Annotated in this window: 14 protein-coding genes; 10 read left to right on the top strand and 4 right to left on the bottom strand. The window is 56.6% G+C overall.

Annotated elements, in window-relative coordinates:
- Positions 1-44 precede the first annotated feature (44 nt).
- The 10 genes from gspG (at position 45) to KF784_00560 (ending at position 9452) form a co-directional block, all read left to right on the top strand.
- Positions 45-464, top strand: coding sequence for a type II secretion system major pseudopilin GspG (gene gspG, locus KF784_00605; GenBank protein MBX3117536.1), 420 nt, complete (start codon positions 45-47; stop codon positions 462-464).
- A complete protein-coding gene (locus tag KF784_00600) occupies positions 421-984 on the top strand; it encodes a type II secretion system protein (protein ID MBX3117535.1) in 564 nt (187 codons plus the stop codon). The genes gspG and KF784_00600 overlap by 44 nt, the downstream gene beginning before the upstream one ends.
- Positions 977-1399, top strand: coding sequence for a type II secretion system protein (locus KF784_00595; GenBank protein ID MBX3117534.1), 423 nt, complete (start codon positions 977-979; stop codon positions 1397-1399). The genes KF784_00600 and KF784_00595 overlap by 8 nt, the downstream gene beginning before the upstream one ends.
- Entirely contained in the window at positions 1396-2154 is a 759-nt protein-coding gene (locus tag KF784_00590) for a prepilin-type N-terminal cleavage/methylation domain-containing protein (GenBank protein MBX3117533.1), read from the top strand. The genes KF784_00595 and KF784_00590 overlap by 4 nt, the downstream gene beginning before the upstream one ends.
- A complete protein-coding gene (locus KF784_00585) occupies positions 2151-3392 on the top strand; it encodes a general secretion pathway protein GspK (GenBank protein ID MBX3117532.1) in 1242 nt (413 codons plus the stop codon). The genes KF784_00590 and KF784_00585 overlap by 4 nt, the downstream gene beginning before the upstream one ends.
- Positions 3389-4672 (top strand): PilN domain-containing protein, encoded by a 1284-nt coding sequence (locus tag KF784_00580; GenBank protein MBX3117531.1) that lies wholly within the window; start codon positions 3389-3391, stop codon positions 4670-4672. The genes KF784_00585 and KF784_00580 overlap by 4 nt, the downstream gene beginning before the upstream one ends.
- Entirely contained in the window at positions 4672-5274 is a 603-nt protein-coding gene (gene pilO / locus KF784_00575) for a type 4a pilus biogenesis protein PilO (GenBank protein MBX3117530.1), read from the top strand. Before KF784_00580 ends, pilO begins: the two co-directional genes overlap by 1 nt.
- Complete coding sequence (locus KF784_00570; protein ID MBX3117529.1) at positions 5267-5944, top strand: hypothetical protein; 678 nt, start codon at positions 5267-5269, stop codon at positions 5942-5944. Before pilO ends, KF784_00570 begins: the two co-directional genes overlap by 8 nt.
- Positions 5941-8463, top strand: coding sequence for a hypothetical protein (locus KF784_00565; protein MBX3117528.1), 2523 nt, complete (start codon positions 5941-5943; stop codon positions 8461-8463). The genes KF784_00570 and KF784_00565 overlap by 4 nt, the downstream gene beginning before the upstream one ends.
- Before the next feature lie 197 nt (positions 8464-8660).
- Positions 8661-9452, top strand: a complete 792-nt coding sequence (locus KF784_00560; GenBank protein MBX3117527.1) for a Spy/CpxP family protein refolding chaperone — start codon at positions 8661-8663, stop codon at positions 9450-9452.
- A gap of 242 nt (positions 9453-9694) precedes the next feature.
- On the opposite strand, the gene KF784_00555 is transcribed toward KF784_00560, so the two are convergent.
- The 4 genes from KF784_00555 to KF784_00540 all read right to left on the bottom strand — a co-directional run bounded on the left by KF784_00555 (position 9695) and on the right by KF784_00540 (position 13061).
- On the bottom strand, positions 9695-10054 hold the full coding sequence (locus tag KF784_00555) for a sulfite exporter TauE/SafE family protein (GenBank protein ID MBX3117526.1): 360 nt from the start codon (positions 10052-10054) through the stop codon (positions 9695-9697).
- Between the two features lie 68 nt (positions 10055-10122).
- Positions 10123-10950, bottom strand: a complete 828-nt coding sequence (locus KF784_00550; GenBank protein ID MBX3117525.1) for an N-acetylmuramic acid 6-phosphate etherase — start codon at positions 10948-10950, stop codon at positions 10123-10125.
- On the bottom strand, positions 10947-11831 hold the full coding sequence (locus KF784_00545; GenBank protein MBX3117524.1) for a hypothetical protein: 885 nt from the start codon (positions 11829-11831) through the stop codon (positions 10947-10949). Before KF784_00545 ends, KF784_00550 begins: the two co-directional genes overlap by 4 nt.
- A gap of 24 nt (positions 11832-11855) precedes the next feature.
- Positions 11856-13061 (bottom strand): MFS transporter, encoded by a 1206-nt coding sequence (locus tag KF784_00540; GenBank protein ID MBX3117523.1) that lies wholly within the window; start codon positions 13059-13061, stop codon positions 11856-11858.
- Between the last annotated feature and the right edge of the window lie 76 nt (positions 13062-13137).

Raw genomic sequence — 13137 nt, 5'->3', positions numbered from 1 at the left:
TGAAGAATTCAAATAACAATTTACGAAGTACGGGAAGAAAAACTATGCTGAAAAGGCCAAACATACGAAAAGCTTTCACGCTCATCGAGCTCTTGGTGGTCATCCTCATTCTGGCCATCCTTGCGGCGATGATCGTGCCACGCATCATCAACAAAGCGGGCGACGCCAAGCGCGCCAAAGCCGCGAGCGACATTGCCGCGCTGCGCACCGCATTGACCAATTTCAAATTGGACACAGGGACATACCCGACGACCGAAGAGGGCTTGCTTGCTCTTGAGCAGGATCCGGGCAACGTCAACAACTGGAAGGGCCCTTACACTGAGAAGGCGATTCCGCCGGATCCCTGGTTTAACGAATACATTTACACATCCGATGGGGAGACCATCACGCTGACGAGCTACGGCAGCGACGGCCAGCCAGGTGGAGAAGGAGAAGCCGCTGACATCGATCCGGTCGATCAATAAGCGCTCCGGATTCACGCTCATTGAGTTGGGTGTGGTTGTTTTGGTGCTTGCAATGTTCTCTGCTCTGGCAGTGCCGCGTCTTGTCGCGTTCCAGAGGGCTGAGGATTACCAGAACTTTATCAACCGCACAAAGGCGATCTTTGGTGAGGCTCGGGAGACGGCAATCGAACGCAAAGCCGTCTTTGTGCTGCGTGTATCGGGCGATCAGATCGAACTCACTGAGGACGGCGCTGATGAAGGTCAGGGCCAAGCGATACGAACGGTGCCATTGCCAGACGGCGTTCAGGTGGACCAAGTGACCTTGAACGGCTCGACGACCAACACCGAAACCTGGCTTATGGCGTTTTATCCCGATGGGACCGCCACACGAGGCGGGGTTCAGTTCGATTCGGATGGGCGTCTGTTTTCGATGCAGGTTGATGACGTAACCGGGCGAGCCGCATTTATCGACGGTGAACTGCCCGAACAAACTCAGACCAAGTGGGAAGCGGGAGAGAGGGAGCAGCGCGGTGGTGGCTAAACAACATCGTCGTCCCTCATATGCGCGTCAACGACGCGGCTTCAGCCTTGTTGAAGTGTTGGTGTCTATTGCGCTGCTCGGCCTGGGCATCAGCGCATGTTTGGGCGCTCTTGCCGAGATGGCCAACGGCGAGACGCGAGCAGAGAGGGCAGAGCATTTGCAGATGCTCGCCAAACGAAAGCTTGATGAGATTATCGCGACTGCGGAGTATCAGCAAGCTCCGCTTGATGGCGACTTTGAAGTGGAAGGCTATCCAGATATCAGCTGGGAAGCGAGCACTGAACAGAGCGGCGTCGAGAACCTTGAGATCGTTCGATTTACGATCAACGGAGAGGGCAATTCGATCTCCTACTCCCTGACAAGACTTGTCTTCCGACAGCCCGTAACCACCGATGCAGGAGGCCAGCAACCTTGAGGAGCAGACAAGCTGGTATTACGCTGATTGAGACTCTGCTGGTGGCAGCGATGAGCGCGATCATTCTGACCGGCGTTTCGTCATCGTACGTCGCGGCCCATAACTTTCAGGCACGCATCGCGCCTCGGCAAGAGCAAGCGGCGATCCAGCGCACTTTTGAGGACCGCGTGACGCGGTTGCTTGAAACGGCGTTCCTTACAGCTGAAGAGGACACAACCACCTTTTTTGTGGCAAGCATCGACGGTGAGAATCCGATTGAGCCATCCGCTTCGGGATCGACATCTCTCCCCGACACTTTGATCTTCACGTCGGCGGGGACGACGACAAGCGGGGCTTTCCTCAACACTTCGGCTACCGAAACCTTTGAAGACCTGAATGCGACGTACGGTCCACAGGGCGGTGTCGCCGAGTTTGGGCTTTCGGTGCTTGCGGTTGGCGATCCGGCGGGGCGAACAGGCTTGTTTTTACGTGAGCAAAGACCTTCGGACGGCGACGCTTTCCAGGGCGGATACGAGTCGGTGATGGATGAGCATGTGACGTCCATCGGGTTCGAGTTCTTTGACGGGATTCAATGGGTCACCGAATGGGACACCACTATCGCCACGGAGAAGCGACTGCCGGCGGCGGTGCGTGTGACTTACACCTTAGATTCGGATGATGGCAGCAATCACGTCTTTACGGTTCGGCTCATGTTTAGCGACGTCACGCCGGAGAACCCAGCAGCTACCAGCGGTGGTATTGGGGGTGGGCAATGATGCGCAGGAAGGATAGCGGCGGTGTGTTTATCATGACGCTCATCGTTCTTGTTGGGCTGGTCGCCATCGTGGCTTCTTTTGCGGCGACTCAGCGCGTGTCTTACATGGCCCGCCAAAACCGAATCGACCATATTCGTGCGGAGCTGATGGCTGAGTCGGGAGTTCAGCGGGCGATGGCCGAGCTTGAACTGATCGAAGCGGGCACCCCGACGACAACGCAAGACGAATGGGCCTTGCTTGGCAATGCGGGGTCGGACAGGTTTGTCGTTGCCGAGGGTTCGATTCGCATTCAGATCGTGGACGCTTCGGCGAGGGTTGATCTTAACACCGCGGCGCAAGAGCAGTTGCAGCGGCTGCCACTCACAAACGAGCAGGTTGAGAGCTTGCTGGATTGGCGTTCGCCAGAGACAGCCCCACGACCCGAAGGCGCCAAGGACGAGTATTACAACAACCTGGAGTATGCCTACAACGCGGCGCTGCGCCCCTTCATTACAGTTGACGAACTGCTGTTGGTGCGGGGTTTTACACCGGCTACGCTTTATCAACCCACCGAGGTCAACAATTCCAACCAGTTCCTCGCGCAGGGCGATGTCACTCAGCAGCCTCTTTTGATCGACTTGGTGATGACGGGGCAGCTTTCTTCGCCGGTGGCTGCGGCGGGGCAGCAGCTCATCAATGCCAATCAGGCCCAAGGCGTGCAGATCGGGCAAGCGATTGGCAACATCCCACTTGGATTGCAGATCGCCCAAAATCGACCCTACACAAGCATGCAAGACCTTCTGGTGCGAAACAACGTCACAACCCAAACCGTTGGCCCGATACTCGACAACCTTACGGTTAGCACAGAGCAGGAGTTTGGCGGAAAGATCAATTTGAACACGGCATCGGAAGCCGTTTTGAACAGCATCCCGGCCTTTACGCCGGACATTTCGCAGGCGATTATTCAGCGTCAAGACGCAGGAATGACGACATTGGGGGAGATCGCCGCGATCCCTGGAATGACCGTGGACATCCTTCGACAGTCTGTCGATCTGTTTACGATCAATTCGCGAACGTTTTTGATACGAGTCATCGGAACCTATGGAAGTTCTCAATCGATTAAAGAGGTCTTTGTGCATCTGACCGACACGGGACCGCGCATTCTTCGCACCGACCAACCGAGGGGGGACAACCTCTTGACCCGGTGGGGCTGGCAGCCCGAAGCCGCCAACGACATTGTTCTTGCGGAGGCGCAATGAGAAAGTCGATCCCTGGCGCGATGCCGGTTATCGAATGGTCGGCTAAGCATGTCGCCGCCGTGCCAGCGGCAGGGGGTTCCGCTTCGGTATCCGATACCGTGTCGGGAGCTGCCGATAAAGCTGGACTGGCGAAGGCGGTTGTGCTTGCCCTTTCTCGGCGAAGCGCGTTTGTGCGAACCACGCACGTGCCTAACATCAACGAGCGCGAGATCACCCAAGTCCTCGCTCTTCAGGTTGGCAAGCTCTTTCCGATCACTCAGGGCAAGGTGGCATACGATTTTAAGCTGGGTACAGAGCTGACGCAGGAAGGGCGGGTTGCCAGTGTGATGGCGACATCGGACGAGACGCTCAAGCTTGCCAAGGAGGACTTGGCGAAGGCGGGCTACCACGTCGCGGCGTGTGTTCCTTCGGCGCTCGGGGCGCTGGCTCTTGCTGGCTCGCTTAACATCACGGATTGTGCGGTTGTCGAGATCGGCTTTGAGGGTCTGTCAGTCGATATCGTCAAAGATGGACTGCTTCGCTACAGCCGGGTAGCTCCCAAGACCGAGGACCCGGAAGCGATTCAGGATGAGGTGTGCCGGACTTACTCTTCGGTGGGTATAGCCTGCGGTCCGGTGTTGGCCGCTGGTGGCTTGAATTTGCCGACCGCCGATTATCATTCGCGGACTTCGACGCTTGAAGCTCTTGCGGGGGTTGGACTTGGTCTTGGCGTCAACGTTGAGCAGCCCGAAGAGGTAGCTCGTCGAGAGGCCAAGCAAGCTTCGAACCGGGCGCGGTTTGCCGCGCTCCTTTGTGTTGCGGCGGTGATGCTGGGCGCACTGGCGTTTATGGACCGGTCGGATCAATCGGCAGCGGTGGATACGCGCAACGCAGAGTGGATGGCGAATTCGCGATCGGCGCGACAAGAGCGTGATGCGGCCAAACAGAAAGCCGCGAATGCGAAGGTCATTAGCGACAGCGTGCGACGGCTTTTCGAACCTGCCCAGCGTTCAAGCGACATCTTGGTGTTGATCGGGAACAGCGTCCCTGAGGGGGCTTGGATCACGGGTGTCAACTATGACCGAGGCAGGGTTGTTCAGATTCGGGGAACCGCAGTCAACAACCAGGCCGTAACGGCCTATTTGGAGGCGCTGACCGCGCAAGAAAGATTCCGAGACGTCAAGCTGGTGTTTGCCAACAACGCGACCATTGAGCAGACGGAGGTTGTGAATTTCTCGATCTCGGCTTGGGCGGTGGGCAACTTGCCGCTCGAGGATGTGAAGAAGGGGGCAAAGAGATAATGGCCACGAACGCTCAGAAGATCAAGACAGCAAATACTGTGATGATCGTGGCTGGGGTCGCGATGCTTGGCATCTTCCTTTACGACAACTTTGCACCAAGACCCACGGAAGCGATGAAGCAGAGCGCTCGAAACAGCAGCATCGCGACAATCAATGGCGAGAAGCATACGAGCCTTGAGCTTGAGAAGAAGGAGCGAGCCTACGCTCAAACGAAGGTGTGGTCGGAAGAGGTCGAGCAGATCGGACCCAAGGTGCTTGATCGGGCAACGGCGATCGCTCGTGAGAACGGTTTGGCGATCAAAGCGTTTCGCCCTCAGCGAACCGTTGAAGACGGGAAGCTTTTGCGCGTTCCGTTCCTTGTCACGCTTGATGGCTCTTATCCTCAGGTCGCCTCGTTCCTGCGCTCTATCGAAAATGCGGAGGGCAAAGTAGCCGTGACGATGGTGCAGCTCTCTTCGTCGGACGGTGTGAGTGATACGGTTTCAGCAACGATTGGATTGATGGCGCTTCGGGACATGGCCAAGCCCGAACCCGAGAAGAAAGACGGGGAAAAACCCCCAGCGGCAACGACCGCACAAGTTTCAGGAGACTCTCATGCTTAAGATTAGCAAACCCATTTGGTACTTATTGGTCGTCGTGGCGCTATCGGCAGTCTATATGCAGATGAGCGGCGACGAATCAGCCGCAGCAAAGGCCAAAAAAGCGAAGCCCCCGGCAAAGACAGCCAAGATGCCGGAGGGAGTGACCCAAGAGGATTACACAAAACGGTTCGATCCATTGAACGAATCTGTCGATAATTCGTTTATGCCTATAGTTGCGCGCATGTCGAGCGGCAAGAATGGTCAGATGAACGAGCCTGACGCCATTCCAGCCGACCTTGCGGGTGGAGAACCGGGTTGGTACTTTACCGGGACGTTTGAGATCGACGGCGCGCGCGAGGCCTGCGTTGAGAACCGCAGTTCGGGCGTAGGAGAGTTTATAAGAACAGGTCAAAGCTGGAAGCGTGTGAGGATCACAGAGATTGGCGATGGAACGCTGACGATGGTGGGTCCAAACGGGCAACCAAAGACGCTACGTTTAGCGTATGGATTTAATGATCAGACAGTAGCAAGTTCATCGGGGCTGAGACCGCTGGATCCGACCCTAAGTGGGAATATCGGTGGAGGCGGGGCGGTTGGAATTAGTCCCTCCAATACGTCGGGAAATAGAAGAGGTCAGGGACGTGGAAACGGCAACAGTATGCCGGCTACAGATGCAGGAGCAGACGAATGAAGGTTTTTAAATGGTTGATTTGTATCATCGCGCTGGTGCCGGTTGTGGCATTTGCGCAGTTTGATGACGGCAGCAGAATCGCACAGACACCGGCGTGGAAGCAGTTTGAGTTGAATCCCAAGACGAGGATGAAGCTTGAGTTCCGCAATGCCAGCGTGGACATGATCGTTTCCGTTTACTCCAAAGCGTCTGGACTCACCATCATCAAGGACCCGGCTCTCACTGGGACATTAACGATCACGAGCCCCAATCCTGTACCGCTGGATGAGGCGTTTTCGATTCTGAATACAACCCTTGGCCTAAAGAACTTCGAACTTGCCAAAGAGGGCAACGCTCTCGTGATTCGAGGGCGAAGGCAGAACCGTGAGAGCGGCGGGAACAGCATGTTCGGCGGGATGACTCCAGAGCAGATCGCCCAGATGTTCAGCGGCAGCCGAAACGAGATCAAGGTTTATCCTGTTCAGTATGCGAATGCGAGCCAGGTCGCCCGCGTTGTGAATGAGGTTTTTGCTCAGGCACAGAGCGCGTTCGATCAGTTCATGCAAACGCTCGGCGGTGGCGGCGGAATGCCGATTTCCATCGGACGCGGTGAGCCAGAAGCCTCCATTGACGGCGACGGCCTTTATGCGCAGCGGGGCGGCGGCGGTAATCCGTTCCAGTTCGGCGGGCAGAACCGTGGCGGACAGAACAACAACCGATTTGGTGGATTCTCCGGCTTTGGACGTGGGCAACAGTCCAGCGTTCGTGCATCTTCTGACGATTACAGCAACACCGTTATCGTCAACGCTCCGTCGAACGAGCAGAAGCAGGTTGAGGCTCTCATCAAGCAGATTGACAAAGAGACCGATCAGCCGCTGAAGCCCAAGGTTTACACGCTTGAATTTGCCGCTGCCGATCAGATCGCAGCTGCGATACAGAACATCCTGACCACCAACGCTCCGAGAGGACGTGGCGGGCAGGGCAATCAGAGCGTTCCGATTGAGCAGAGATTTCAGCAGGCGTTCCGATTTGGCAACGCGCAGGCCGCATTTGGCACCGTTGTCGCGGACGCTCGTACAAACTCAATCGTTGTAACCGCTACCGAAGAGAACCACACGCTTGTTGCGCAGGTTTTGAAGGACCTCGACAAAGAAGTGACCATTGAGCAGTCGACGTTCGTGGTGCCGCTTTCGAACGCAAGGGCCGACCAGGTTTCCGATCTCCTGAACCAAGCGTTTGGCGGGAACAACCGAAACAACAACCGCAACAACACGGGTCGAACGACAGGCAACAACAATAACCGGAACAACAATAACAACCGCAATAATGGCGGAGGCAACCGGGGCGGTGGACAGCCCGAAGCTTACGTTCCTTCTGAAGAGGAGCTTGCTCGGAACTCGCTGAACATCGATATGGACGGCGACGGCTACCTTGATACGGACGTTTACGTTCAGCAGGGCGGCGCCTTCCAGTTCGGCGGACAAAACCGACAGGGCAATCAGGCTACAGGAGCAGCAACCCAGCAGGGCCGCGACTCTCAGGGCCGCCTCATCAACATTCGCGATCTTACCAACCAGGTCACGATCATTCCGGACCAGAACACGAACAGCCTGATCATTGTTGGTTCGCCCGACAATGTTGAACTGATTCGGCAGATTCTTGAGCAGCTTGACCGGATTCCTGAGCAGGTGATGATCGAGACGATTATCGTGGAAGCGACGCTTGACGCGAGCAGCAAGTTTGGCGTGGAGTGGAAGTACGCTCAGAGCAATCCTTTTGGAACGCCGGGCACCACCGGAAACTCCGAAGGCGCTTTTGGATTGGCGAATGCCAACCCGCCACTGCAGGGCTTCCGATACACGCTATCGGGCGGTGCTTTGACTGGGTTCCTCAATGCGCTGAAGACCGACCGTAAGTTCCAGGTCCTTAGCACACCGAGAATCTTCACTTCGAACAACTCTCAAGCGACGATCAACATCAGCCAGCGGATTCCTTATGTTCTGAGCTCACGCGAAGATACCAACGGAAACCTCACCTTCACTTACGCCTTTGAAGATGTTGGAATCATTCTGACGGTGACCCCGCGCATCACCTCCAACGGCTATGTGACGATGGATATTACGCAGACGGCGAACGACCTTCAGGGCTTCACCGACTTCAACGCGCCGATTATCAATCAGCGCGAAGCCGATACGACCGTGTCGGTGAAGGACGGCGAGACGATTATCTTGGGTGGAATTATCCGCAATACGGTGAACTCCACGACCAAGAAGATTCCCCTGTTGGGCGATCTTCCGATCCTTGGCAATCTCTTCCGCAGCACCGACAAGCAGGATGTGAAGACCGAGCTTCTCGTCTTCCTTACACCTCGGCTCGTTCGTGACGAGGATGAGGCTCGGAGACTTCGTGAGGAAGAGCAGAGGAAGCTCTCCAAGCAGTCGCAGGGAGCGCTTGACGGCGTGATCAAGAAGACGGACCCACCCAAACAAGGACCGCCTGCAACAGGTGGCGGGACTGGGGGCGGTGGCGGCAAGGGCTAAGCTTTCTCGCCAACAATTCGATGCCCGAAGGAATACCTTCGGGCATCGTTGTTTTTAAGGTTGACTACAGCAATTCTTGCCGCTCAAAAATCTAAGAAATATTCGCCTTTTCTTTCTGAACTTCACACCAGCCTTAACGTCACAACGTTCAGTTCGTAAGAATACGCGCTTTTCGGCGTGACTTACAGAGGCGAGCTATGCGAAATACAATTTGGAAATTTACAGTTGCAGCCGTGCTTGTGGTAGCTGCTACATCGATGGCGTTTGCCCAGGGTGGCGGCGGCGGAGGACGAGGTGGCGCTGGCGGATTTGGCGGAGGCCAAGGCCGTGGCGGAATGTTTGGCAACGATACGAGCGGGCTTAATCTGCTCGGACGTGCTGATGTTCAGAAAGACCTGAATATCACTGCTGAGCAAAAGACGAAGATTGATGCCCTGAACCAGGCAAATCGCGACAAAATGCGATCCGCTTTTCAGGACAACCAAGGCGATCAGGAAGGCATGATGAAGGCTATGGAGAAGATCCAGGCTGACAACAAGGCCGAGGTTGCCAAGATTCTTGATGCGAAGCAGGTTAAGAGACTCGGCGAGATCCGAATCCAACTGGCGGGCAACCGTGCGATCATGGAAGCCGACGTTCAGAAGGCGCTTGGCATGAGCGCTGAGCAGGTGGCTAAGGTCAAGAAGCTGAGCGACGATTCAACAGCGGCGATGCGATCTTTGGGCGAGAAGATGATGAACCAAGAGATCAGCCGAGAAGATATGCAGGCTGCTATGCAGAAGAACAACGAGACCATGAATGCGGAGCTCGGAAAGGTTCTGACCGCAGACCAGACAGCAAAGCTGAAGACCATGGGTGGCGAGCCGTTCAAGGCTGAGCCTCAGCAGGGTCGTGGCGGCGGCGCTGGTGGACGTGGCGGCGGTACCGGTGGCGCTGGCGGCGGCGGCGGTCGTGGCGGCGGCACGGGCGGTGGTGGCGGCATCGGCTAACCACTAGCGACGATTCATTTATACGTAGGCATCATTCTGCGGGCATGCTCGCTGTATGTACCGATCGTGAAGGGGCTCTGCGGGCGGCGGAGTCCCTTTTTTGGGTTGTAAGGACTGTAAGGATTGTAAGGGTTGTAAGGGGGAACGATCGTCAAGAGATCAGAATCCCGATCACTGACCACGGATTACCGATTACGGATCACGGATTACCGATCACCAATCACCAATCACGAATCTCTTCCTCACTTCTTAAAAAAGAGCTGCAGGGCCACCAAGACCAAGAACACGGCAAATGACTTTCGCAAGAGTGTGTCATCAATCTGCACGGCGATTTTTGAGCCGAAGAAAGCGCCGACAAAGAGTCCGGCTGCGACGAGCGCGCCTATCTTGAAGTCGGCCTGCTGCTTCTGATAGTAGTTCCAAAATCCAAGGATGCCCACGGGCAGGAGCAATGCCGCAAGCGACGTGCCTTGGGCCTTCTGTTGGGAGAACTGCATGAAGTAGATCAGCGCAGGGACGATGATGATTCCCCCGCCGATCCCGAACATCCCGCTCAGCACTCCCCCCGCTAGTCCGATTCCAAGCCCGATCAGCCATTCCATAGGCTCATTCTACTGGGCTGAGCTAACGGCACATACAGGGAGGAGTGATGAGAACAATCGGAAGCGCCTTACGTCCCTGCCTGGACGTTGCTTCGCACAATCTCAAGCACTCGCCGGACGTTCCAGTCGTTGGCGGCGAGGAGGGCGTCGGCTTCATCCGCTGTGACCGGCGCAAGCTCTCGAACGATGCGCACGCAGCGCTCGCGCAGTTTCTCGTTCTTTGCCTTGACGTCCACCATTAGGTTTTCTACGACCTTGCCGCTTAGCACCATCGCCGCCGTGCTGATTCGGTTTAGGATGAGCTTTTGAGACGTGCCCGCTTTCAATCGGGTTGATCCCGTCAGAATTTCGGGACCGGTGTCCAGGAAAATGCCAAGATCGGCGAGCTGGAGCAACGGGCCATTGGCGTTGTTCGCGATGCCGCAAGTCCAGATACCCTTTTGTTGGGCATGCCGCACAGCGGCAAGTGTGAACGCGGTTTTGCCAGATGCAGCCAGGCCGATGACGATGCTTTCGCGGGTTAAGCTGAGCGCGTTCAGGGCATCGATGGCGGCGTGCTCGTCATCCTCGGCATCCTCCTGCGTGTAGCCTCCTGCCACGATGGGGCCACCGGCAACGACCGCGACAAAGCGGTTAGGATCGACCCCGAAGGTGGGTGGCATTTCGGCAGCGTCGGTAGTGGCGATGCGCCCGCTGGTTCCGGCGCCAACATAGACGACAGTGCCTCCTGCCATGAAGGTGTTGGCTGCCTTTTGCGAGACGATGGCGATCAGTTCTTCAACAGCTTGGAGCGCCCTTAATACCGAGTACTCCTCTTCGTTCATCAGCCGGATGATTTCTTGGGCCGACATTTTGTCCAGGCCGTACGAACGTGGGTTTCTTCCTTCGGTACTCATATCTCTTTTGCAAGCGCGATGGCTCCGTAAACGGGGGCGCGCTGGATGCGTTGGGTCTCGATAATAATGTCGGGCATTGACCTTTGGCACTCTACGTCAAATGCTTCGCGGAAGATGCCTGAAGCATCCCAAAGTCCTCCGCTCAGGCAGACAAGAATCCGCTCTTGTCCCTGAAGGTATTGGTCTTTATGTTGTTTTACCGCTTCTACGAGGCGTTTTGTCTGTGTCTTCAATTCCTGGGTTGCGTAGGCTTCGCCTGCACGCGCATCCTTGACGAAAGCATCGACGAGTTTTGCCAACGCCGGTGCAGGGGCACCCCCGCGATAAAGACGGGCTATGATCTCGTTCTGTTCGCGAGATTGGAAGCGGTCTTCGATCGCGGCAACAAGGGCTGCACTGGCCTGATCGGGGCGCTCTAGGTAATGCTCAAGCGCGGCTTTGCCGTATCGGTAGGCCGAACCCCAATCGCCGAGCAAGTATCCCTTTCCGCCCGATTTGACCACCGTGTCGTTGTGACGTGAACATATGAGTGACCCGGTTCCGGCGATGACGCAGATGTCGGTGCCTGGCACACAAGCCATGAGGGCTGCGTAGTAATCGGGCTCGGCGCGAATGGTTGCAGCAGGGAAGATCTCTCGCAGGGTTTTGATGGCTTGTTGACGATCCTTGGCGGTGAGCAGTCCGGCAAAGCAGCCGCAGACGGTATCGGGTGTGGGGCAACCGGCAAGCGCCTTTTCAAGACTGGCTCGCAGTTTGGCGGGTGGAGTTGTGGCAATGTTTGCGGGGCCGGACTGTCCCTGAAATACAACTTCGTCCGACTCGTTTTGAGCCATCGCTCGGCAAGACGAGCCGCCACAATCGAGGCCAAGCGCAATGTGCATGCGGAGGCTGGAGTGTACCTGTGGTCAGCTGGCTTTCTTCTTGCCAACCACAAACGGAACTCCAACCGCCGATAGCAGCGCCAGGCCAGCACAAGCTTTGAGGGCTGCGCCAGGAGAAACCGAGTACCAAAGCAGGCCAGTGAGCGCATTGCCGAGTAGGGTCGCCAACCCTCCAAGCATTTCGAAGAAGCCCATCGCGGTGCCCTTCATCTGCTTTGGTGCGTTGTCGGCGACGAGCGCTTTGCCTGCGCCTTGGGTCATTCCGGTGTAGATGCCGTAGAGCGCCCATAGCATCCATGCCCAACCGTTGCCCATGATGGCAAATCCCAGATACACGCCCGCATAGAGGAGCCATCCTGCCGCGATCACGCGCCAGCGTCCGATCCTGTCGCTCAAGACTCCGAATGGGTAGGAGGTGAGTGCATAGGTCACGTTGTAGAAGGCGTAGGCGAGAACGGTTTGGAATGGGGTGAACCCCCAGTACAACGAGGAGAAGAGGAGCAAGAAGGTGTCGCTGGAGTTCGCCAGCCGAAAGACAAGCGTGATGGCGAGCGCTTTCCAGTAGCTCGTGGGCAGCTCTTTGAGACTGATTCGGGGTTTTGGCTCCTCATCGACGTTGGCTTCTGCCTCTTTTTTGGTTGTGGGCTTTGCGCGGTCTTTGAGCGTGAGTGTTATTGCTACGGAGATGGCACCAGGAATGATGGCGAGCAAGAAGATTAGGCGGTAGTTTCCGGGTACGAGTGAAAGCAGGAGCAGAGCAATTGCCACCCCGACAAACGCACCTGCAGTATCCATGGCACGGTGAAAGCCGAACGCTCGTCCGTACTGGGACGCGTCTACCGAATCCGCTAAGTAAGCGTCGCGAGCGCTTGTGCGCAGTCCTTTGCCAAAGCGGTCGAGCAGTCGGGCAAACAGGACAAGAGGCCAGATCGTTGCCAGCCCAAGAAGGGGTTTTCCGACGGCGCTGAGGCCGTAACCCCACTGAATGTAGGGGACGCGCTGCCCTTTCACGTCGGAGCGCCATCCTGACCATCCCTTCATAAAACTGACCAGAGCCTCTGCCAAACCTTCCACGAGTCCAAGGATCGGAACGGGGGCCTTGAGAACGCCGGTCAGGAATAGGGGGAGCACCGGATAGGCCATCTCCGAGGCTACGTCGGCAAAGAAGCTGATCCATCCCATCTTGGCGACGACGGGCGGCAGGGAGGTCTTGGCAGCTTGCTCGTGCACGGCAGATTAGTTTAGCTGGTATTTGGCCTGGAGGCTTCCGAGGATTTGTTGGAGATGGTCCCTGATTGAAATGCGA

It is taken from the genome of Fimbriimonadaceae bacterium, assembly GCA_019638775.1.
GTDB lineage: Bacteria > Armatimonadota > Fimbriimonadia > Fimbriimonadales > Fimbriimonadaceae > JAHBTD01.
This window is presented reverse-complemented; position numbering and strand designations above follow the sequence as displayed.